The sequence below is a fragment of the Streptomyces sp. NPDC059649 genome, from assembly GCF_042734445.1.
Taxonomy (GTDB): domain Bacteria; phylum Actinomycetota; class Actinomycetes; order Streptomycetales; family Streptomycetaceae; genus Streptomyces.
The window spans coordinates 225,586-246,115 of sequence record NZ_JBHWDV010000002.1 but is presented as its reverse complement, the minus strand read 5'-3'; the positions used below and the strand labels follow the sequence as shown (position 1 = coordinate 246,115).

Annotated in this window: 19 protein-coding genes; 8 read left to right on the top strand and 11 right to left on the bottom strand. The window is 70.4% G+C overall.

The genetic code is table 11. From position 1 onward, the window contains the following. Nucleotides 1–37: 37 nt before the first annotated feature. A complete protein-coding gene (locus tag ACFV1J_RS04115) occupies nucleotides 38–1,204 on the top strand; it encodes a PP2C family protein-serine/threonine phosphatase (RefSeq protein ID WP_385855653.1) in 1,167 nt (388 codons plus the stop codon). A 37-nt stretch (nucleotides 1,205–1,241) separates the two neighbouring features. Here ACFV1J_RS04115 and ACFV1J_RS04110 read toward each other — a convergent pair whose 3' ends face one another. Both ACFV1J_RS04110 and ACFV1J_RS04105 read right to left on the bottom strand, forming a co-directional pair. After that, nucleotides 1,242–2,459 carry a hypothetical protein gene (locus ACFV1J_RS04110; protein ID WP_385855652.1) on the bottom strand — a complete coding sequence of 406 codons (1,218 nt, stop codon included), beginning with the start codon at nucleotides 2,457–2,459 and terminating at the stop codon, nucleotides 1,242–1,244. A gap of 93 nt (nucleotides 2,460–2,552) precedes the next feature. Continuing rightward, nucleotides 2,553–3,707 (bottom strand): NUDIX domain-containing protein, encoded by a 1,155-nt coding sequence (locus ACFV1J_RS04105; RefSeq protein WP_385855651.1) that lies wholly within the window; start codon nucleotides 3,705–3,707, stop codon nucleotides 2,553–2,555. Between the two features lie 257 nt (nucleotides 3,708–3,964). On the opposite strand from ACFV1J_RS04105, the gene ACFV1J_RS04100 reads away from it, so the two are divergent. Then, nucleotides 3,965–4,315, top strand: coding sequence for a chaplin (locus ACFV1J_RS04100; protein ID WP_385855650.1), 351 nt, complete (start codon nucleotides 3,965–3,967; stop codon nucleotides 4,313–4,315). Nucleotides 4,316–4,460: 145 nt separating this feature from the next. Here ACFV1J_RS04100 and ACFV1J_RS04095 read toward each other — a convergent pair whose 3' ends face one another. Then, nucleotides 4,461–5,282, bottom strand: a complete 822-nt coding sequence (locus tag ACFV1J_RS04095) for an alpha/beta fold hydrolase (protein WP_385855649.1) — start codon at nucleotides 5,280–5,282, stop codon at nucleotides 4,461–4,463. Next, nucleotides 5,279–5,866, bottom strand: a complete 588-nt coding sequence (locus ACFV1J_RS04090) for a TetR/AcrR family transcriptional regulator (protein WP_385855648.1) — start codon at nucleotides 5,864–5,866, stop codon at nucleotides 5,279–5,281. The genes ACFV1J_RS04095 and ACFV1J_RS04090 overlap by 4 nt, the downstream gene beginning before the upstream one ends. A gap of 228 nt (nucleotides 5,867–6,094) precedes the next feature. Between ACFV1J_RS04090 and ACFV1J_RS04085 the strand changes: the two genes are divergently transcribed. Further along, entirely contained in the window at nucleotides 6,095–6,604 is a 510-nt protein-coding gene (locus ACFV1J_RS04085) for a GNAT family N-acetyltransferase (protein WP_385855986.1), read from the top strand. Between the two features lie 43 nt (nucleotides 6,605–6,647). On the opposite strand, the gene ACFV1J_RS04080 is transcribed toward ACFV1J_RS04085, so the two are convergent. Continuing rightward, nucleotides 6,648–7,460: a hypothetical protein gene (locus ACFV1J_RS04080; RefSeq protein WP_385855647.1), complete on the bottom strand. Its 813-nt coding sequence runs from the start codon at nucleotides 7,458–7,460 to the stop codon at nucleotides 6,648–6,650. Between the two features lie 250 nt (nucleotides 7,461–7,710). Here ACFV1J_RS04080 and ACFV1J_RS04075 point away from each other — a divergent pair, with 250 nt between their 5' ends. Both ACFV1J_RS04075 and ACFV1J_RS04070 read left to right on the top strand, forming a co-directional pair. Continuing rightward, nucleotides 7,711–8,835 carry a hypothetical protein gene (locus tag ACFV1J_RS04075; RefSeq protein ID WP_385855646.1) on the top strand — a complete coding sequence of 375 codons (1,125 nt, stop codon included), beginning with the start codon at nucleotides 7,711–7,713 and terminating at the stop codon, nucleotides 8,833–8,835. Continuing rightward, nucleotides 8,832–10,250: a PQQ-binding-like beta-propeller repeat protein gene (locus ACFV1J_RS04070; RefSeq protein ID WP_385855645.1), complete on the top strand. Its 1,419-nt coding sequence runs from the start codon at nucleotides 8,832–8,834 to the stop codon at nucleotides 10,248–10,250. The genes ACFV1J_RS04075 and ACFV1J_RS04070 overlap by 4 nt, the downstream gene beginning before the upstream one ends. 184 nt (nucleotides 10,251–10,434) lie before the next feature. Here ACFV1J_RS04070 and ACFV1J_RS04065 read toward each other — a convergent pair whose 3' ends face one another. From ACFV1J_RS04065 to ACFV1J_RS04050, 4 genes are all read right to left on the bottom strand, one after another. Continuing rightward, nucleotides 10,435–11,499 (bottom strand): NAD(+)/NADH kinase, encoded by a 1,065-nt coding sequence (locus tag ACFV1J_RS04065; protein WP_385855644.1) that lies wholly within the window; start codon nucleotides 11,497–11,499, stop codon nucleotides 10,435–10,437. Nucleotides 11,500–11,772: 273 nt separating this feature from the next. Continuing rightward, the gene (locus tag ACFV1J_RS04060) at nucleotides 11,773–12,201 is read right to left on the bottom strand and encodes a hypothetical protein (RefSeq protein ID WP_385855643.1); all 429 of its coding nucleotides are present in this window, start codon (nucleotides 12,199–12,201) and stop codon (nucleotides 11,773–11,775) included. Between the two features lie 350 nt (nucleotides 12,202–12,551). After that, complete coding sequence (locus tag ACFV1J_RS04055; protein ID WP_385855642.1) at nucleotides 12,552–13,790, bottom strand: cytochrome P450; 1,239 nt, start codon at nucleotides 13,788–13,790, stop codon at nucleotides 12,552–12,554. Continuing rightward, entirely contained in the window at nucleotides 13,790–14,554 is a 765-nt protein-coding gene (locus tag ACFV1J_RS04050) for a TetR/AcrR family transcriptional regulator (RefSeq protein ID WP_385855641.1), read from the bottom strand. The genes ACFV1J_RS04055 and ACFV1J_RS04050 overlap by 1 nt, the downstream gene beginning before the upstream one ends. A 551-nt stretch (nucleotides 14,555–15,105) precedes the next feature. Here ACFV1J_RS04050 and ACFV1J_RS04045 point away from each other — a divergent pair. The 3 genes from ACFV1J_RS04045 to ACFV1J_RS04035 all read left to right on the top strand — a co-directional run bounded on the left by ACFV1J_RS04045 (nucleotide 15,106) and on the right by ACFV1J_RS04035 (nucleotide 18,346). After that, on the top strand, nucleotides 15,106–15,519 hold the full coding sequence (locus ACFV1J_RS04045) for a hypothetical protein (RefSeq protein ID WP_385855640.1): 414 nt from the start codon (nucleotides 15,106–15,108) through the stop codon (nucleotides 15,517–15,519). Between the two features lie 278 nt (nucleotides 15,520–15,797). Further along, nucleotides 15,798–17,222, top strand: a complete 1,425-nt coding sequence (locus ACFV1J_RS04040) for an ATP-binding protein (protein WP_385855639.1) — start codon at nucleotides 15,798–15,800, stop codon at nucleotides 17,220–17,222. After that, complete coding sequence (locus tag ACFV1J_RS04035; protein WP_385855638.1) at nucleotides 17,219–18,346, top strand: tetratricopeptide repeat protein; 1,128 nt, start codon at nucleotides 17,219–17,221, stop codon at nucleotides 18,344–18,346. Before ACFV1J_RS04040 ends, ACFV1J_RS04035 begins: the two co-directional genes overlap by 4 nt. A 146-nt stretch (nucleotides 18,347–18,492) precedes the next feature. Here ACFV1J_RS04035 and ACFV1J_RS04030 read toward each other — a convergent pair whose 3' ends face one another. Beyond that, nucleotides 18,493–19,164, bottom strand: a complete 672-nt coding sequence (locus tag ACFV1J_RS04030) for a response regulator (RefSeq protein WP_385855637.1) — start codon at nucleotides 19,162–19,164, stop codon at nucleotides 18,493–18,495. Next, nucleotides 19,161–20,525, bottom strand: coding sequence for a sensor histidine kinase (locus tag ACFV1J_RS04025; RefSeq protein WP_385855636.1), 1,365 nt, complete (start codon nucleotides 20,523–20,525; stop codon nucleotides 19,161–19,163). Before ACFV1J_RS04025 ends, ACFV1J_RS04030 begins: the two co-directional genes overlap by 4 nt. Between the last annotated feature and the right edge of the window lie 5 nt (nucleotides 20,526–20,530).

The window sequence follows — 20,530 nt, the reverse complement described above, 5'->3', positions numbered from 1 at the left end:
CTCGTCCGCCGGGCGCTCAGGGTGCAGAGTGGAAGGCGTGGACCTCCAGCGGCGCTTTGGCGGTCAGTGGCAGCCATGGCAAGCCAGTCATGCGCTGGTCCTGATCCCGCTTGTGCTCATCGCGGTGATCACGCTCGTCGACATCATGGTCCCCGCCGACGTCCATCTGGGGCCGCTGCTCGTCGTCGCTCCCGCGCTCACGGCCTCGTTCGCCGGCCCCTGGCTCACCGGGTTCGTGGGGTTCCTGGCCGTCCTCGCCCAGGCGTACATCGGGGTGCACTTCGGCGTGCTCTTCACGGAACGCAATGTCATGGTGCAGGTCCTGGCCCTGGCCGCGCTTTCGGTCATGATCGTGTTCTTCTGCGTGGTGCGCGAGCGACGGCGGCAGGAACTGGCGAAGGTACGGTCGGTGGCCGAGGCCGCCCAGAAGGCGCTGCTCCGTCCGCTCCCCCACCGCATCGGCCCGTTGCACATCGCCTCGTTCTACCTGGCCGCCGAGGAAGAGGCCGAGATCGGCGGTGATCTGTACACCGCGACCCGTACCCGCAACGGAACCCGGCTGATCATCGGCGACGTACGGGGCAAGGGCCTGGCCGCGATCGGTGAGTCCGCGCTGCTGCTCGGCGCCTTCCGCGAGACGGCCCACCACCACCTGACGCTGCCCGCCCTCGCCGCCGCACTGGACCGCAGCGTCTGCCGCTATCTGACCGACTTCATCGAGTCGGACCGTGACATCCCCGAGCACTTCATCACCGCGCTGCTGCTGGAGATCCCGGACGAGGGCCCCGGGACCCGGATGACCGACTGCGGGCACCCTCCGCCCCTGCTCCTGAGCCAGGGCCACGTCGGCCCCGTCCCGAGCCCGCACCCCGCTCCCCCGCTGGGCATGGGCGGAATGGGGGCCGGCACCTACCCCGTCGACGAGATCACCTTCGAGTTCGGTGACACGCTGTTGCTCTACACCGACGGCGTCACCGAGGCCCGCGACCGCCACGGCACCTTCTACCCCCTCGCCCAGCGCGTCGCCCGCTGGCCCAGATGCGATCCCGAGGCGCTCCTGCACCACGTCCGGCGCGACCTCCTCGCCCACTGCAGAGGGCACCTCGGCGACGACGCGGCCCTCATCGCCATCCAGCGCACGCCCGTCCCCCAGCCCCGCCACCGCCTGGGCTTCCTCAGCCAGACCGACGGCTCCCGCCCTTGAGGCAGCGGACCGGTGCACAGGGATCGCACGGTGACGATCACACGGTGGCCAGCCCCAGACCGTAGAACCGCACCGTGTACGGACGGATGTCCTCGCCCTCACCGCCGATCAGCAGGTCGTCCGGGGACGCCACGCCCTCCGCACGTGCCGTCGCCACGACCATCTCCGCCAGTGTCCGGCCCCGCGGCTCCCCGGGCCCGCCCGCGTCGAAGCGCCACCTCGGTTCGTACGCGTCCTGCCAGGTGTCCCGGCTCATGGGGTGTTCGGCGACGGTGCCCCAGCCGAGCGATGCCGGATCGATGTCGTCCTCCGCGTACGAGGCCAGCATCAGGCGGTGATCGGCGTCGATGTCGAACAGGAGCGGGGCGGAGCCGCCGACCCGACCGTAGACCGGGATGACCCGGGCGATGCCGAGTGCCGCGAACTCGGCGGGCAGGGTGGTGAAGAAGGCCGCCAGCGCGTCGGTCAGCGTCTCCCAACTCTGTGCCGACCAGCGGCCGGGCAGGCTCAGACCGGCGTTGGCGGGGCCCGGCCGGCTGCCGAAGTAGCCGCTGATCGCGTGCTCTTCGCCGTGGCCGAGGCTCCACAGCCAGTTCTCGAACGGGGCGGTGGGCGCGAGGACGAGTTCCGGCCCGCGGTCGCCCGCCCGCAGTTCGAGGGTGTCCCGCCTCCCCCGCCAGCGCAGGAACGGCGCACCCCAGGCCGGAGTGGTGGCGTAGTACGGGCCCAGGGAACCGTACGAGCCGATGGCCGACGGCTCGCCGAGCGCGTCGGTGAGCTCATCCCCCGCGGCACGGAAGCGTTGCGCCTGCCACACCGCGTCAGACGCGGATTCGCCCACGGTTGCGGGTTGGGTTTCGGGTGCGGGCGCGGATCCCGGCTCCTCGGATGCGGATCCAGGCTCCTCGGGCGCGGATCCGGGCTGCTCGGATGCGGATCCGGGTTCCGGGGCGGTCGCCGTCACGCTCGCCACGAGTTCGAGATATGTCACCTTCTCGACATACCGCTCCTCAGCCGGTCCGACGGGACGCAACCTCAGGTCCCCCGGCGTCGCCCCACCCGTCGCCCCGGCCACGGTCTCCGCGCGTCCCGCCGGTGCCTGGACCATCACCTCGTCCCACCGCCGCCCCAGGCCTTCGACGAGCGCGCGGGCACCGTCCTCGGTCCAGCCTCCGGTGTCCATCTCACGGAAACGAACGGCGAGTTCGGCCAGCGGTACGCCGGCAGCGGTACGGCTGAGGTGTCGATCGGTCATGCCGCGATTCTGTCGCACGCCCGCAACTGGTCCGCACCCGCGCCCGTGGAGCGACGACCAGGGCCTTTCCCACCCCGGCCCATCGAACAGGCCCTAAACCAGGGGGTGCCGGTGAACGGGCGGCAGGTCGGGCAGAAGGCCGGGCCAGACGGTGTCCAGCACGTGCGCACTCGGCGTGAACAGCCCGGGCGCCAGGGCCGGCAGGTCGTTGACCTCGTGCCACTCCCAGCGGCGGATGAGGTGCGGCTCGCGTACGACCGGTTCGCCGGTGAAGGCGGTGACCCGCACGGCGGCGGTCAGGCGCGGGATGCCGTGGACGGAGTCCATCAGGATCGCCAGCAGCCGTGCGTCACCGGGCTCGGCCCGCAACCCGGTCTCCTCCGCCAGCTCCCGGACGGCGGCCTCGGTGAACGACTCGTCCGCATCGTTCTTCCCGCCCGGAAGCTCCCACCCTCCTCGGACGGAGTGGCCCAGGAGCACCCGCCCGGCCGCGTCCGTGACCACCACACCGGCACCCGTCAGCGCGTGCGGGGACGGACGGCCCTTGTTGCGGTACGCCACCCGCCTGGAGACCGGAGTGCGCAGCACGAGGACGGCGAGCCCTTCGGCATCCCGGCGGTCGACGGTGTGCCAACCGGCGGTCAGCAGCGCGATCTCCGCTTCGTCGAGTTCATGAGGCGCGATCTCGCGCTTGCCGTCGGGCGCGGAATCGCCGACGGAATCGGCGACGGGCGTGATGACGACCATCGCGCCGCCGGGACGTAGGAGTTCGCGCAGCCGGTTCAGTACGCGGGTGCGGTCGCGGAGGAAGGCGAGGGACAGGCGCAGGGTGATGAGGTCGTACGGTGCGCGCAGACCGTCCAGCGCATCCCTCTCGACGTCACACCGGACGAAGCGCACGTCGCACGGGACGAAACGCGCGTCGCACCGGACGAAGCGCACGTCGTTCGTGGTCGTAGCCGTATCCGGAGCCCGAGCCGGTGCGGGTGGCTGGGCCGCGGCGAGCCGGAGGGCGGCCGGGGCGAAGTCGACCGCGTCGACGTCGTAGCCCTCGGCCGCCAGATGGCGGGCCAGCTCACCCAGGCCGCACCCGACATCCAGCGCCCGACCGCCGCCGTCCGGTGCCGGGACGAGTGCGTGGAGCAGAGCCCGCTCCACGTCGCCCAGCGGACGGAAGGACTTCCCGCTGCCGTAGTGCGCATCCCATCCATCCCGCTCGTCCCGCTCGTCCCGCTCACCGTGTTCCACTGCGCCTCCCACCGTCCGACTTCCCAGGGCAACTTGAGTCCGTCGTCGCCAGTCTTCACCGCCACACGTCCGAGTGAACGCCCCTCAAGGACATCGGTATCGCCCTCACCGCCCCGTGCGCATTCCTTCCTCGAATGGGTGAAAAGGGCTCCAGCGGCCTCACATTGAGCACGTGTGTGCCGAGAAAGGGGAGGACAGGAAGCGGCAACGGGTCGCTTGAATTAATCGGAAGGTTAGGTATGTCACGGATCACGCGGATGACCGCTCTGGCTGCTCTCGCGGCAGGCACCGCTGTGGGCGGTACATCGGCTGCATTCGCCGACAGCAACGCAGCCGGCGGCGCTGTTGGTTCACCGGGGGTGGTGTCGGGCAACCTCATCCAGGTCCCGATCCACATTCCGATCAACGTCTGTGGCAACAGCGTCAACATCGTGGGGCTGTTGAACCCGGCCTTCGGCAACACCTGCATCAACGGCCTGCAGCGTCGTCTGATCGTCCACCGCGTCGAAAGGCACGAGTACCACCACGACTTCAAGCGGAAGGACAAGAAGCACCACGGTCACGGCGGCTCCATGCACAAGAGCTCCAAGCACCACAGCAGCAAGTAGCCGGCACCGCCGCGCCCGGGCCCGGGCCGTTTCCTCCGACAGCCCTTCCACCTTCACCGGAGAAACGGCCCGCCTTCTGGCGGCATAGCGTGGCCGCACCATGCATGCATGGTGCGGCCCGCTGCTTTTCGGAACACCTGCCTTTTCAGAGAACCTCTACCAGTTGCTGGGCGAACTCCTTCGGGTGCTCTGTGCAGCCGACGTGCCCGCCGGGGAATTCCACGGCCTTTCCGCCGGTCAGATCGGCGAGCCGGGTGGCCGGTCCGTACAGCGGCTCCTGCGTACGCGAGTCCCGGCCGACCGCCAGTACCAGACGGTCCGCGGCGCGCTGCAGCGCGGCGACATCGGGCCGGCTCCCCGAGAACGGGCACAGGATGTGCTCCAGGAAGACCGGCAGGTTGGCGTGCATGCGCGGAGCCATCTCCTGGATCTCCGGCGGCAGTTCGGTCGCCCGGTCGCCCGGCCGGCCTCCCAGCCCCTCACTGAAGCGCGCCATCGCGGCGCCGACGCCCTGCGTACGGAACGTCTCGCGTACGTCGGCGAACAGCGCCCGGTGCGGGGCCGGCTCCGGGAGGAGCTCCAGCAGCGGCGGTTCGTGGGCGACGACCCGGCGGAGCCGTTCGGGGTGTCGAGCGAGCAGGTCGAGGGCGACGATGGCGCCTGAACTGCTGCCGAGTACGGACGCCTCCTCGTTCGGCGCGAGCAGGTCGAGCAGCCGGCGGGCGTCATCACTCCAGACCTCGACCCGCTGGTCGGTGAGCGGACCGTCGAGGCGGCTACGGGACAGGCCGCGCGGGTCGTAGGACACCACGGTGTAGCGGGTGACCAGCTCCTTGGTCATGGCCGCGTACAGCCCGGCGTCCGCGGCGCCGCCCGGTATCAGCAGCAGCACCGGCCCGCGGCCGCGGTATTCGTAATGCAGGGTGGCACCGGGCACATCGAGGGTGCCGGTGGTGGGCTCGTTCATTGTTCTTCCCCCTCGGATCGGGTCGGCCAGTTCTCCAGGAGCACATGCAAGGCGTCGAGGGAACGGGACCAGGACTCCTGGACGGCGCGCGGGTGGCCGAAGCCGCCGCTCAACTCCAGGTGGATATAGCCGTGGAAGGTGCTGCGCAGCAGGCGCCCGGCGTCGGTCAGGTCCGGCTCGGTGAGGTCGTAGGCGCGCAGCATGCCGTAGGTGAGCTCGATGCTGCGGCGCAATCCGGTGGAGTCGCGGACCTCTTCCGGATCGAGCTGTATCTGGGTCGCCGCGTAACGGCCGGGGTGCTCCAGCGCGTAGCCCCGGTAGGCGTTGGCGAAGGCGACGAGTGCCGCCTTGCCGGAGCGGCCCGCCACCGCCGCGCCGATCCGGTCCGTCATCTCCTCGGACGCCAGCAGGGCCACTCGAACGACCAGGTCGCGCCGGCTCTTGATGTGCGAGTACAGGCTGGCGTCCTTGACGCCGAATTGCCGCGCGAGCGCGGACACCGCGACCTTGTCCAGCCCGACCTCGTCGGCCAGCTCCGCGGCCGCCCGGGTCAGCCTGGCGACAGTGATCCCCGCGCGCACCATGCGACCTCCCACATCCAATTTCCGTACTGAGCACAGGACTTGTCATGACTTAGCTAGAGCTCTTAGGAATAAACCTAGCATGATTAGGAATGAATGGTGCGGCGACCTGTTTCTGACCGCGGCACGGCCGACCGGTACACGATCGATCTTGCTCCGTGGACGTGATACAGCGGGCGCGGGCGCCATTGGCATACTCCAGCCATGGATACGAGGGCGGGGGAGGACGGGATGCGGCCAGGCCACCCGGCGCCGGAGAGCGAGTCGGAGCGTCCTACGGGATGGGCACTGCGTTCCGCCGAGCCGGCCGACGTCGAGGCAATCGCGGAGTTGCGGGCGACGGTGATGCGCCCGGACCTGGAGCGGTTGGGACGGTTCGACGAGCATCGGGTCCGGCAGCGGCTGCGGGATTCCTTTTCCCCGCGGCACACGTCGGTCATCGTGGCCGATGGCGCCTTCGCGGGCTCCGTCACCGTGCGCCCCGCCGAGGACGGTCGATGGCTGGAGCACTTCTATCTCGCTCCGGCCCTACAGGGCCAGGGGCTCGGATCGGCCGTGCTGCGAACGCTGCTGAAGCGGATTGACGCCGAGGGCGCACTCGTCCGCCTGAATGTCCTGCAGGGCAGCGCCGCCCGGCGGCTGTACGAGCGTCATGGGTTCACCGTGACGACTGAGGACCCGATCGACGTCTACATGGTGCGACGGCCGGATGCGGGCACCCTCGGGGCCGGAACCGCGTGAGCGGCACCGTCCCGCGTGAGGCGTTTCGGGGGCCGCCCAGTCATCAGTAGGCCCCGAACGACCAGAAGACGCCCACCTCGTCGCCAGTCACCGCGATCAGGCCCAGGTCCTCGAACAAGTCGATGCCGTTGAGGTACGCGGACGTGCGGAAGCCATGGGAACGAGTGCCGTGGAGGCCCGCCGTGAGGAAGTCCGGGGCCGGGTTCGACGCGGCGGCGATCGCGTTGGTCCAGTAACTCCCTTCGGAGCCATACCGGTTGAGCAAGGCCCGGGCGTCGGCCAGCACGGCGTCCCGGTCCGGGCGGGAGCGGACGGGGGCGGGTTCCGACTGCCACTCCTCGGTCATGACGGCGAGCAGACCGACCGCCGCATCCGCTTCCAGGCGGTACAGGCGGTCGGGGAACTCCGCCACGGCCGGCGGGTCGAAGGGGTACGCGGGTACGGTGCGGCGAGCGTCGGCATTGCGACGATCCGGGTCCAGTCGCACCCAGCCACGGGGATCGGGGACCGCCCGGTGCATCACGGCGAGGGCATCGTGCGCCCAGTGCTCGTGCCGGCGAGGACCGGTGGCCGCGAAGGTGTACGTGTCGTCGAGCAGCCGCAGCGCTGCCGCGTTCCAGGGACAACGACGGCTACGGAACTCCGCCAGCAGGCTGCCGACCCTGCGGCCGAAGACGTCCTTCGGCTCGCGGGGGATGCTCCGGAGCTGGTCGAGGGCCCACGGCACAAGCTCCCTGGCCCCGTCCGCGGCGCACCCAGGCGCAACTTCCGGCAGCGGAAGGTCCCTTCCGTCCCAGAGCGCCTCCAAGTGGGCATCGAGCATATCCAGGGCGGACCGGTCGTCGGGCAGGGGCATTCTCATCACTTTAGCGATCTCTGGTCACTCCAGTGCGCTCCCGTCACTCCAGTGAGCTGTGGGGCTGTTCTTGCAGGCAGTTGGACTTGCGCTCCGGCTCTCCCGATCGACGCCACCCCGATTCCAGTCCCCATTCCAGTCCCAGTTCCCGTCCGTTCCACGACGAGATTCCGTGACGGCCTGAGACGCGTCGGTGGTGGTCCCTATACTTTCGGCGACTTGTTGATCATCACGGGGGATCGGAGATGCCATGTCGGTCCGACGGCTTGCGGCGCCCGAAGACTTGGCGACACCGCATCCGCTACCCGCGCGTTCGCCCGTCCCCCAGCGGATCACCGCGGTCGCGGTCACCACTGATCTGAGTCGAACGGCGATCGCGACGGCCGCGCCGTGGTTCCGGGACTTCGCCGAGGTGCTGGTGCTGGCGGACGGGGCCGTGACCCGCCTGGCCATCCCCGATCGCCGCCGTGTCCACGATCTCCTCTTCGACCCCGACGGCACGGCGCTGACCGCCATGGCCAGCCGCAACTCCCTCTACCGCTGGGCGCTCGACGACCCCGGCGAGCGGTGGCCGCTCGGCATGACCGGGAGCGGCGGATCGCTCGACCTGCCGCTCGCCCAAGTGGCGGTCGGCGGACGGTCGTTCGCCACGGCCAATGCGTTCACCCAGAACGTCGTCGTCCGGGACGCGCAGACCCGGCGTGTCCACCACGACATCCGCGAGACCTTCAAGGACCTCGCGTACGACGACCGGGTGGTGGGCGAGGGAACCGTCGCCCTGAACGCCGATGGATCACGCCTGGCCTTCTGCCGCCCTCGCCGCTCGTTCCTGAAGGAGGACGAGGGGGTTGTCGTGCAGGAAGTCGGCAGCGGAACGCACACCGAGCACCGCACCGGCATCCCCTGGGCGAACGGTCTGGCGTTCCGTCCGGACGGTGCCGCGCTGGCCGTCGTGGGCGCCCGGCCGGGCGAGACGGTGGCCACGATCCTCGACCTGAACGACCCGGCCGACGATCCCGTCGACGACCCGGTCGACGGCCTGGCCGACGAACCGGCCGACGGTGGGGCCCACGACCCGGAACCCGTGGTTCTGCCGACCGATCAACGCGTCGACCGGATCAACCTGCGGCCCGTATGGTGCGGCGCCGAACCCCGCGTGCCGATCGTGGACCCGCACCGCGTCACCGTCTGGAACCTCGCCAGCGGCTCCGCCATCCTCTCGGTGGACGTCCCCGGCCCGCGGATCGCCGCCACGCTCACGCCCGACGGCCGCACCCTGGTGATCGCGTCGCCCGACGACGGCGTCCATGCCCACCCCCTCCCTTCCCCCTCCCCTCCCCCGACCTCCGCACCACGTAGGACGCCGTTGCCATGAGCTCCCTTGACGAACTGCTGAAGGCGCACCCGACCAAGCAGATCTGGCATGAAGTCTGCCTGTTTCTCGCGGAGTTGGACGAGGAGGGACTGGACGCTGTCGCGCCCCGGGTGCTGGCGTGGCCCGCGCAGCAGCGTCCGATGCCCGACGACTGGTGGGCCCGGTGGACGGCGGGCGATGTGCGCCCGTACCACTCCCTCGCCGGAGTGCGCCACCTCGGACACCTTGACGTTGCCGACGGCGAGTCCGTGGTGGGCGAGGAGACGGAGGAGGCCGAGGAGTCGGGGCTCGACGAGGCGTATTTCTACCACGGGGCGACCGCGGTGGCGGCGCCCTCCGACCTGTCCTGGGTGGCGTTGGGCGCGGCGGCCGAGTGGCACCACAACGGCGGCGACATCGCCCGCTGGGACACCGTGGAGAAGGACCGGCTGACCTGGTTCCTCAACGGAGCCGACTATCACGACGAGCCCCACGACATGCAGGTCAGCCCGGACGGTCGGATGGTGGTGACCTCCGTCGAAGGCCGCCTGCACGCGTGGACCGCCGAGACCGGCGAGGAGATGTGGACCTTCCCGGTGTCGTCCGGGTCCTCCGCCCCGCACGACGAGGACGACCTCGACGACGGTGGTGAGAAGGAGGACGAAGCCGACTTCGCTGACGAGGACGACTTTGATGACGAGGACGACCTCGATGATGATGACGAGGACGACTTCGAAGGCGAAGGCGAAGGCGAAGGAAGTCTCGGCATGGACGACCCCGTCCGGATCGGCTTCAGCGGCGACGGCTGCCGGGTGGCCATCGGCACCTGCGTATCCGGCCGGGTCGCCGTCATGGAGGCGGATACGGGCCGGGTGCTGCTGACCGTTCCGGCCGAGCAGCAGGCGTTCGGCCCCGTCGCGCTGGACGTGAACGGCCGGCTGTTGGTGCACACGTCGCAGGAGGGCCGTGTGGTGGTCCGCGAGGTCGACAGCGGCGCCGTAGTGGTCACCGCCCCGACCCGGCTCAGCCATGTGCACGCCCTCGCGCTGGCCCCGGACAGCACCGCCGTGTTCGCGTTGGGCCGCGTGGCCGATGACGCCGCACCCACAGCCCAGTTGCTGAGTCTGGATCCCGCTGGCACGGTCGGTGAGCTGATCCGGCCGACGGAGTTCCCGGTCGAGATCGGCACGCACTCGGTGCTCGCCGGTGCCGGAACCCGCGCCGTGTGGACCGACCGCGGCCCGTACGCCTTCGTCTCGACGGGCAACGGCTCGGTGCTCTTCGACTCGACCGCGCGAACGTTGTGGGCGGACCCGAACCGCCAGATCGTCTCGTTCACCCCGGACGGGCAGGCGATGGTGACCGTCGACGAGACCATCGAGGCATGGTTCCTCGCGGGCCTGGCACTCCCCGAGCCGCCTCGCGCGATCGGCTGACGCCAAGCACGGACGCATGGGGCCGTGTTGTAGCCCTGACCAGCCGTGACGTGCCTTCGCCACGATGGCGGTGCGACGCCCTCGGGCCGGGCCAGGAGATGCCGCCATGCCGCCATGCCGCCATCCCGGTATGCCGAGATACCGCTATACCGCTATACCGCTATACCGCTATCCGGTGTACCGGTCAGTCGACGTCCGCGGGCAGGGGCGGAAGCCGCAGATGGGCGAGGTCATCAGGCGCCGGGGTGGTGTGGGGCCACATGGGGGTGACGTCGGTGTCGACGGCCGCGGGAGCATCGGTCAGGCGCATGCGCTCGCGCAGCCTGCCGTAGAAGTCGGTCGGCTCCAGTCGCACTACGCGCAACCGCTGTGGAGCCGCGTAGACACCGATCCAGTCCCCCGGAGCCAACACGCCGCGCAATTGGCCGTCGACGCTCACCGCCGCATGGCCGGAATGTTTCAGGACGCGGAGGGCGACGGCCTCGTCGGGGGCGGCGACCACCGAGCGGTTGAAGGTCATGTGTGGGGCGACGGGGGTGAAGATGATCGCGTCGGCTCGTGGTGAGATGACGGGGCCGCCGGCGGCGAAGCTGTAGGCGGTGGATCCGGTGGGTGTGGCGACCAGGACGGCGTCGGCGGAGTAGGAGGCGAGCAGTCGGCCCGCGAGGTACACGCCGAGGGCGACCTGCCGATCGCGTGCCAGTTTCTCCAGAACGATGTCGTTGAGGGCCGTCACATTCAGGGCCACCCCCCAGTCCTGGGCGACGGCACAGTCGGGTCGCACCGGCGGAGGCGGCAACGCAGGCCCCCGCCCGTAGCGCAGGAGCGTCTCCATCCCCTCGGGAAGCTCCAGCGGACAGGAGGCTCGCATCGTCAGCATCAGCCGGGTCTCGACTTCCACATGGCCGCGGTGAACGGCCTCCAGCGCGCGCTCGACCTCGTCGGCCGGCACCTCGGTCAGAAAGCCGAGGGTGCCGAGGTCGACGCCGAGGACGAGCGCGTCGTTCTGCGCGGCCAGGCGGGCTCCGCGCAGGAACGTACCGTCTCCGCCGAGGGTGACGATCAGGTCGGGACTGCCGGCCGCGTCGACCTCCTCGCGCGCATCCCGCCGTTGTTCGCCCGTTCCCCACACGTCGATGGCGACGCAGCCGACACCCTGCCGCTCACACCACCGTCGCACCACATCCGCTGCCGCCACGGCGCCAGGCCGCCCCCCGTGCACGACGACCCCCACCCGTTGCACGCTCACGCAGCGTCCTCTCTTTTCGGGGTGCCCGATTCGTCTCGCGCTCGGCCGTAAAAACGCCCATTCCACGAGCGAACCGAGGCCCGGCCCGCCCGACCACACCAGCGAGCACCGGCCGACCGTAAATCGATAGCGTCCGCATCAGCAGACATTTGCTTACATTCTCGGGCATCCTAACCGGCGTCCTGATGTCCGCTACGGCGGCAACTCACCCGAGGATGCGCATTTCCCGTCCGCCTGGAAACCCGCGATCTTGCTGCTAGCTGCGGAGTCGCCCTATGGGTGGGCGTTCCGTGCGCGCGCCAGCAGGAAGCGGTGGAGGAGCGGTCCGAGGAGGCCGACGACGGCGGTCAAGCCGGCTGCGACGGCAAGGTCGGGGTGGTCGAGCGCATCGTCCAACAGGCAGCTGGCGCCCAGCGCGAGGGCGAGCAAGGCGATTTTGGCGACGGCCAGCCGGACGAACGACAGATGCGTGCGGTGGTGCGCGGGCTGGTCGTGCGGGGGCTGGTGTTCCGTGCGCCGGGCCTCACGGCGGCGGCGTGCGAGGTGCAACAGCGGGGCGGCGACGAACAGGAGGACCAGTAGCTTCGCGGCGTGCTCCCACGGCGGTGTCCCCTCGTTCACGGCCCAGGCGGCGCCGATGACGAGTCCGGCGGTGGGGTACGCGAGGTAGGGCTTGGTCGGGTGCCTCCTGCCGGGAGCCATGTCTGGGGATGGAGCCTGGGGTGGGGCCTGGGGTGGGGCTGGGGGTGGGGCTTGGGATGGGGCCGGGACCCGGGGTTTCGCAGCGTTGCTGGTGGGGGTGGGGGGAGGGTGGCGCGTGGGGGTGGGCATGGCTGCCTCCGGGGGCTGATGCGGCGGGGCGAGCTGTGGGTGCGCGGGTGGGTCGGCGTGGGGTGGGGTGGGGCGGGGTGGTGGGTGCGTACGTGGGTTGGTGGGTGCCTGGGCGGGTCCTGGGGTCGGGGGTTCCCGGGGTTGGCGGTGCCTGGGGTTGGGGGTGCCTGGGATGGGGTGGGCGATGTTGGTGTCTCGTGCGCAGCCGTTGGGAGGGGGCGTCAGTCGAGGGAGAGGGGGAGGCGGCGTAGGCCGCGGAGGGTGATGTGGTCCTTCCACTCGGGATCGCCGGCCAGTCGGACCTGCGGGGCGCGCTGGAGCAGCATGCGCAGGGCGATCCGGGTTTCGAGACGGGCGAGCGGAGCACCGAGACAGAAGTGGATGCCCTGGCCGAACGCGAGGTGCCGGACGGGCGTGCGGCCGATGTCCAACCGCTCGGGGCGCTCGTACGCCGCGGGGTCACGGTTCGCCGCGCCGATCAGCAGCAGCAGCGTGGTGCCCGCCGGTACCGGGACCCCGGCGACCTCGGCGTCCTGCAGGGCGAAACGGACGGTGAGCTGGACCGGCGAGTCGTAGCGAAGCAGCTCCTCCACCGCGTTCTCGGTCAGGTCCGGGTCGCTGCGCAGGCGCGCCAGTTGGTCGGGGTGGCGCAGCAGAGCCAGTGTGCCGTTGCCGATCAGGTTGACGGTGGTTTCGTGCCCGGCGATCAGCAGCAGCGTGCAGGTGGCCAGCAGTTCGTTCTCGGTGAGGGTGTCACCGCCGTCGTGCACGCTGACCAGCGCGGAGAGCAGGTCGTCACCCGGTGTGCGACGACGCTCGACGACGAGTTCGCGCAGATAGTCGGTGAACTCCCGGCGGGCCTGCGCCTCTTGTTCGGCGGCACCGGGCGGCAGGAGGAAGTCGGGGACGAGGGCACGCGCCACCGCGTGGGACCACATCAGCATCCGGTGGCGGTCGGCATCGGGTACGCCGAGCAGTTCGCTGATCACCGCTACGGGGAGCGGCGTGGCCAGACCCTCGATGAGGTCGACCGGCCCCGGCGCGCTCTCCATGGCCGTGAACAACTCGGCGGTGAGCTCCTCGATCCGCGGTGCCAGGAGCTCCACGCGTCGCCTGGTGAATGCCTGGGAGACCAGGGAACGCAGGCGCGTATGGCTGGGCGGGTTCAGGCCCAGGAAGCCGCGTACGGGGCGACCGTCTTCATCGACCAGGACCTCGAGGGCCGGGCGGGACCGGCCGGTGAAGCGGGGGTCGTCGGTTTCCGCGTGCCCGAACCGTGCGTCGCGAAGTACCGCGGCGCAGTCCTCGTACCGGGTGAGCACGAGGAGCTGCTCGTCGAGACGCGCGAGCGGCGCCTGGGTGCGCCAGCGGGAGTAGAGCGGGTACGGGTCGGCTTGATTACGCGGGTCGAGCAGGTCCTGCAGCGACGGCAGGGCGGCCGTGGCGTCGACGTGGGTCATCACTTCTCCTCGTCGTCCTCGGAAGAAGAATCGGGAGATGAATCGAGGGGTGGCGGGTCGGTGGGTGCGGTGGCGTTGGGGGCCTGGGGGCCGGGTGTGGGGGCCTCGGGGGCCTGGGTTCCGGCTGCCGTGCCGTTGGCTGCGATTCCGGCGAACAGCCACCGCATCGCCTGGCCCAGCAGCTCGTCCGGCACGCTGGCCGGGTCGATCCGGCGCTGGCGCAGCAACCCCTGGAAGAGCGCCATCGCGATGGTGGCGACCGCATCGGCGGACACGCTCGGCTGCGCTCCGACGTGCTCCAGCGCTTTGCCCATGAGGCTCGCCAGCTCGGCCCGCGGGCCGCGCAGCTCCTCCGCCAGCGTTTCCAGCAGTGGGGGGTTGCGCACCGCGTAGAGCCAGAACTCGGCCTGGAGCGGAGCAAAATCCGGGTCCTTGTCGGCGGCGTTCGCCAGCAGCCGGCCGAGTGCCGGGACCGGGTCATCGCCGGTCTGTGCGTGGGCCACGATCTCGGTCGCCCGGGACACCTGCTCGCTCGCGCGTTCCTTCAGCAGCTCCACGAACAGCCGGTCCTTGCTGCCGAAGTTCGAGTAGACCGCGCCGATGGAGAAGCCCGCCGCCTCGGCGATCTCCTCCACGGAGGCCGCGGCGAATCCCTTACGCGCGTACGTGCGCGCGGCGGCGTCGAGCAGCAGCCGTCGGGTGCGGGCCTTGGCCTCTGCCCTGGTCGGCCGGCGCTTCGGGGTGTGGTCGGCATCCGCGCTCATACCTTCCACGCTACAGATAGCGTTCACTATGTCAATAGCGCTCACTATCTGAAGCTCACCCCGCGACCCGATGCAGAGAGTAGATGTAGGTAGCATCTAGTTGGTCAGCCTCTCCTCGCGGGCAGACCCATCACCCACCCCGGGCCCGCGTCCGCGTCCGCACCCACCTCGACATCCGTGGGTAGCGTGGCGCCGAGAGGGGCGTGGTGATATCCAAGTCCCCGGTCGAGCCCCGGAAACATCGACTGGCGGGTCGGACCCATTCGGCGTTCCATGAGAGCAGGATTGGTTCCGATAGAGGAACCTCCCTGACGTCGAATTAGGCGCCTATCGCGCGAGCGGCGCAACTCGGGACGGCCGACACTTCGGGACGGCCGATACCTGCCCGGCTGGCCAGTACACGCTCATTCCCGGCCCGGCGAGGATGTCCGGGAGTTGTCCCAGGGCTCCGGTACATAAACGACACGGATCCGGATGTGCCCACCGGGTCCCCTTGGCGAACAGTCGCCGACAAGGCCTCTGACCACCCCTGAAGGGAGAGAATGATGTTTGTGCCGACTGACAAGATAGGGCTCTTTCCGGTCCGCATGGAGATCGAAGACAATGACGGAAGCCCTCGGGTGCGGTTTGATTTCGAGCGATTCGTCGATAGCGGGGTACCCGGCGCCGGAAGTACCTTGGCAGCGGCATTCAGTTTCTTCAGTTCGGATGTCACTGGCGTCTCAACTTCCAACGGGAGCCAACGATTGGAGGCCGATGTCCTGGAAGGTTCGGACCTTCCCATTCCCCAGCAGGAGCCCGATGCCAACCTCAGGGTTGTCCTCTCGGAGGCTGCCCCCACTTCGGCTCTGGAGACCCAAACCGTGAGACTGGCCTTGGGCGGATTCTTCATGGGAAAATGGAGCGTTCAGTTCGAGACGCCGATCCATGTATTCAACCTTGATGGTCGGTGGGCAAAGGCTTGATCCCATAGCGGATGCCTCAACCGGCTTGACGCGCCCACCAGTTGGCGTCTGGATGGGCCCTGGACCGCGTCGGGGCGGTGCCTGGATGCGAGGAGCACAGTCGCTACGCGGTCGGCTCGCCCCAGACCTTCAGCCACCCAAGGACGTTCACCCAAAGACGTGGTGCTGACGGCCCCGCCGCCCGCGCTCCATCGATCGGTCCGCCCCCCGCACGCACTGACACCGGTTCAGGCAGGCCAGTCGCAGGTCGCGTGTCTGGACTTCGTAAAGTGTGGGGCATGTCGGCGGAATCCCCCCTGATCCAGAGCATGCGTACGGCTGTTGCCGCGGCGCCCGATGACGTCCCCCTGCGGTTGCACCTCGCCGAGTTGCTGCTGGCCGGGGGGCTCGACGACGCCGCGGTCAGCGAGGTCGCGGTAGCACTGCAGCACGCGCCCACCGACCTCCAGGCACGGGAGTTGATGCTCCGGGCACTGACGGACACGTCGGCAACCCAGCACGGCGAGGCCGCACTTCCCGTGCCACCGCAGACCCCGGCGCCCGACCACCACCCCGCCGACCCCGCACCCCAACCACCGCACCCCCCGGCACCCGCCCAAGCACCCATCCACCCCGCCGACCACCCCACCAGCCCCGCCCCCACACCCACACCCAACTCCCCCACACCCAACCCCGCGCCCACCCCCACCCCACCGCCGGCGCAGGCATCCCGTTTCGACTGGAAAGCCGCCGAAGACCAGGTCGGTGACGTCGTGCCGCCCCGGTTCGTGGAGGCGCCGCTTGCCGTTGACGGCAGTGGCGATCCCGGGGAGGCGGCCGCGTGGGACGTGGAGCGGCCGGGGGCCGTTCGGCTCGCCGATGTGGGCGGTATGCAGGAGGTCAAGGAGCGGCTGGAGGCTGCGTTCCTGGCGCCGTTGCGCAATCCGGAGCTGCGCCGTCTGTACGGCAAGAGTCTGCGCGGCGGGCTTTTGCTGTACGGGCCGCCCGGCTGCGGCAAGACCTTCATCGCACGGGCGGTCGCCGGTGAGCTCGGGGCGAGCTTCCTGTCGGTATCGGTCAGCGATGTGCTCGACATGTGGATCGGCAACTCCGAGCGCAATATGCACGAGCTCTTCCGGACGGCGCGCAGGCAGGCGCCGTGCGTGGTCTTCCTGGACGAACTCGACGCGCTCGGCGGCAAGCGCAGCCGCACCCAGAGCGCCGGTATGCGCAACACCGTCAATCAGTTGCTGACCGAGCTGGACGGCGTCGATGCGGACGCGAACGAGGGTGTTTTCGTGCTGGCCGCCACCAACGTGCCCTGGGACGTGGACATCGCCCTGCGCCGGCCCGGCCGGCTGGACCGGACCTTGCTGGTGCTGCCGCCCGACGCGTCGGCCCGGGAGGCGATCCTCCGCTACCACCTGCGGGAGCGGCCCATCGAGAACGTCGACCTGGGCAAGCTCGTCAAGGCCACGGACGGGCTGTCCGGCGCCGATCTGGCCCATGTGTGCGAGGCCGCGTCCGAGCACGCGTTGCTGGACTCGGCGCGTACCGGGACCGTACGCATGATCGGGATGAAGGACCTGCTGGCCGCGGCGGGACAGATCGCGCCCTCGACGGAGCCGTGGTTCGCGGCCGCCCGCAATGTGGCGATGTACGCGAACGACGGCGGGATGTACGACGACCTCGTGGCCTATCTGAAGAAGAGGCGCAAGCTGTGACCACACTGCACCCGGCCGTCGAACAGGCCCAGGCGCTCATCGATTTCGACCGCTACGACCAGGCGCTGGCCGTGCTCGCACAGCACCTCGCCGAGAACCCCGACGACACCGACGCCTGGGTCAAGACCGGCTACTGCCATCTGAACACCCAGCAGCCGGCACGCGCCCTCGACGCGGCTGACGAGGCGCTCAAACTGGCTCCCGGGGACTTCGGGGGGCTCATCCTGCGCGCCCGGGCACTGACCCGGATACCCGACAGGGCATGGCGCGAGGCGGAGCCCGTACTGCGCGAGGCGGTCCGGGCCGATCCGCACCACTGGTTCGGTTACGCGATGCTCGCCGACGCCGTGAGCCGTATGTCCATGGTCCGTCACGCCCGGGCGACCGGCGCCAGGGAACTCCGCCCCGAGGACATGGCGGAGGTCATGCGCGAGGCGGCCGATCTGGCCGGAGAGGCGCTGCGGCTGGGCCCCGAGGAGGTCTACGCCCACGAAGTCGCCCAGCAGATCGCCGACTTCTCCGGCAACCGGACGCTCGGTGAGCAGCTCAACCAGGCCATCCTGCGGATCGACCCCACCCACGCCGAGGCGCTGGCCCGGCAGACCCGGAAGGCTGCGGAGGCCCCGGGGGTCCCGGCCGCCCAGGCCGCCGACCTGTACGCCACCGGGCTCGCCGCCGTACCGAACTCCGCCGAGATGCAACAGGGCCTGGACCGGGCGACGTACCGCATGCTGCGCGGGGTGCGGTGGCTGGCCCTGCTCTGCGTGGGCCTGGCCGGGGCGATGATGGACCTGTTCGCCGTGGACGGCGAGGTGCAGCGGGAGTTGCCGCTGTCGCTCGGGCAGCGCCTGTGGTATCTCGTGCCGATGACCGTGATCTGGCTCGTCGGCGGACTGCTGCGCTACCGGCGTCGGCGCGCCGGCGTCCGGCTCAACGTGCGGTCGTTGATCCGCCGCCACGGATGGTCCCGCGTCGTGGTGACCCAGGCGGCCTGGGCCATGCTGTGTGCCCTGCTGATCGCCGAAGTGCCTTGGGCGGAACGGCCGTTGGCGCAGGTGCTGTTCTGGGCGGGACTCGTACCGACGCTCGCCACGGTCTGGTTCGACCGCCCCAAGACCCGCTGAGGCTTCGCCGGCCCAAGAACCGCTGAGGCGTCGACTGGTCCAAGAACCGCTGAGGCTTCGAACGACCCCAGACCCGCTGACGCCACGGCGGCCTTCAGGACGCATACCCATCCTGAGGGCCGCCGTCGCAGGGGCGCCCGCCCGGCTCAATGGCCCGCCGGCCGCACCACCCCCGTCTCGTAGGCGAACACCGCGGCCTGGGTCCGGTCGCGCAGGGCCAGTTTGGTCAGGATGCGGCCCACATGGCTCTTGACCGTCTGTTCCGCCACGACCAGGCGCTCGGCTATCTCACCGTTCGACAGCCCCTGGGCGATCAGGGACAGCACCTCGGTCTCCCGTTCGGTCAGATCGCCGACCCGGGTCTTGAGCGGGGCCCGCCGGGTGCGGGTGACGCGGGAGAACTCGGTGATGAGCCGCTTGGTGATGTTCGGGGCGAGCAGTGCATCACCAGACGCCACCACCCGTACGGCATGGGCGAGTTCGGCCGCCGAGGCGTCCTTGAGCAGGAATCCGGAGGCGCCGGCGCGCAACGCCTCGTAGACGTACTCGTCGAGGTCGAAGGTGGTCAGCACCAGGACCTTGACGGTGGCGCCGGCCGGTTCGGCGATCCGGCGGGTCGCCTCGATACCGTCGAGCCGGGGCATCCGGACGTCCATCAGGACGACGTCCGGGACGAGTTCGGCGATCTTGTCGAGGGCGTCGAGGCCGTCCACGGCCTGGCCGACCACCTCGATCCCCGGCTCCGCATTGAGCAGCACCGTAAAGCCCTGACGGACCATCACCTGGTCGTCGGCGATCAGTACGCGGATGGGCGTCACGGGGTGTCCTTCGTGAGGGCGGAAGCGGGGAACGGGGGTGCGGCGGCGGGCCGGGCGGCGTCGGCGGGCAGGAACGCGGTGACTTCGTAACCGCCGTCGGGCGTCCGGCCGGTGGCCAGCTCGCCGCCGAGCATGGCGGTCCGTTCGCGCATCCCCAGCAGTCCGTGCCCGATGCCCGGTGACCGTGGGGCGGGGCCGGTCGGTGCGGAGTTGGTGATCCGCAGGCTGAGGCCCGCCCGTTGGTGACCGAGGGTGACCCGTACGTCCGCGCCCGGCGCATGCCGCATCGCGTTGCTCAGCGCCTCCTGCACGATGCGGTACGCCGACAGCTCCAGGCCCGGGGCCAGCGGCCGCGGGACGCCCACCGTCTCGGTGGTGACCTCGACCCCGGCGTCGCGCACCTTGCCGATCAGCTCGTCCAGTCGGTCGAGGCTCGGCTGCGGGGCGTGCCGCGTCCCGTGCGCCAGGGCCTCTTCCGAGCGCAACACGCCCAGTACGCGCCGTAGTTCGGCCAGCGCCTCGACGGCGTTCTCCCGGATGCCCGCGAGGTTCTCCCGCAGTTCGTCCGACGGATTCTCGGCCAGGTGCGGGGCGACCTGCGCCTGGATGGAGATGACCGACATGTGGTGGGCGACCACGTCGTGCAGCTCGCGGGCGATCCGGCTGCGCTCTTCCAGGAGGGTGCGCCGGGCCCGCTCCTCGGCGGTGAGCACCTCCTGTTCGGCGAGTTCGGCCCGGGCCACCCAGCGGTCGCGCAGCGCGGCGCCGACCACCACCGCGGTGATCAGTACCGGTACCGTGCGCCCGACGTCGAAGTTGTGCGGCCCGGTGACCAAAGCACTGCAGGCCACCCCCGCCACGAGGGTGATCACCAGCGCCTCGACCGCCACCCGGAGCCGGTGCCGGAACGCCAGCAGGAGCAGCACCCCGCTCTGCGCGACGACCCCCTCGATCGTCCACGGGAAGACCACGCCCGGGTCGACGGTCGGCTCGGAGACCCGCGCCACGGCGACCATGATGACGGTCACCGCCCACCAGGCGGGCACCGGGCGGACCATCGCGACGACGAACGCCACCGCCTCACCCGCACCGAACAGCAGGGCGTAGCCCCCCTCCATCCCGTGCCACCCATGGAGCGAGTCCACGGCGAACACGGCCAGGCACGCGGCGGTCAGCACCCACAGCGTCCCGAACGCCGGCAGCCAGTCCAGCCAGCTGGGCCCCGGGAGGCGCGGCAGCGGCGCACCCCGGGTCGTCCACAGATCCTCGCGCAGCGTACGCGGCAGCCTCCGCAGAGCCCGCAGCCCCCGCAACGGCGCCCCGGCCAGCGGCCGCCGGCCCCGCCATCCCCCCGTCTTCACGAACG

Excerpts from the sequence above, each read along its gene's own strand:
- ACFV1J_RS04060 (WP_385855643.1), bottom strand. The coding sequence starts at position 12,201 with ATGGCTCCCGGCAGGAGGCACCCGACCAAGCCCTACCTCGCGTACCCC.
- ACFV1J_RS04100 (WP_385855650.1), top strand. The coding sequence starts at position 3,965 with ATGACCGCTCTGGCTGCTCTCGCGGCAGGCACCGCTGTGGGCGGTACA.
- ACFV1J_RS04090 (WP_385855648.1), bottom strand. The coding sequence starts at position 5,866 with ATGGTGCGCGCGGGGATCACTGTCGCCAGGCTGACCCGGGCGGCCGCG.
- ACFV1J_RS04050 (WP_385855641.1), bottom strand. The coding sequence starts at position 14,554 with ATGAGCGCGGATGCCGACCACACCCCGAAGCGCCGGCCGACCAGGGCA.
- ACFV1J_RS04110 (WP_385855652.1), bottom strand. The coding sequence starts at position 2,459 with ATGACCGATCGACACCTCAGCCGTACCGCTGCCGGCGTACCGCTGGCC.
- ACFV1J_RS04040 (WP_385855639.1), top strand. The coding sequence starts at position 15,798 with ATGTCGGCGGAATCCCCCCTGATCCAGAGCATGCGTACGGCTGTTGCC.
- ACFV1J_RS04095 (WP_385855649.1), bottom strand. The coding sequence starts at position 5,282 with ATGAACGAGCCCACCACCGGCACCCTCGATGTGCCCGGTGCCACCCTG.
- ACFV1J_RS04075 (WP_385855646.1), top strand. The coding sequence starts at position 7,711 with ATGTCGGTCCGACGGCTTGCGGCGCCCGAAGACTTGGCGACACCGCAT.
- ACFV1J_RS04070 (WP_385855645.1), top strand. The coding sequence starts at position 8,832 with ATGAGCTCCCTTGACGAACTGCTGAAGGCGCACCCGACCAAGCAGATC.
- ACFV1J_RS04085 (WP_385855986.1), top strand. The coding sequence starts at position 6,095 with ATGCGGCCAGGCCACCCGGCGCCGGAGAGCGAGTCGGAGCGTCCTACG.
- ACFV1J_RS04080 (WP_385855647.1), bottom strand. The coding sequence starts at position 7,460 with ATGCCCCTGCCCGACGACCGGTCCGCCCTGGATATGCTCGATGCCCAC.
- ACFV1J_RS04055 (WP_385855642.1), bottom strand. The coding sequence starts at position 13,790 with ATGACCCACGTCGACGCCACGGCCGCCCTGCCGTCGCTGCAGGACCTG.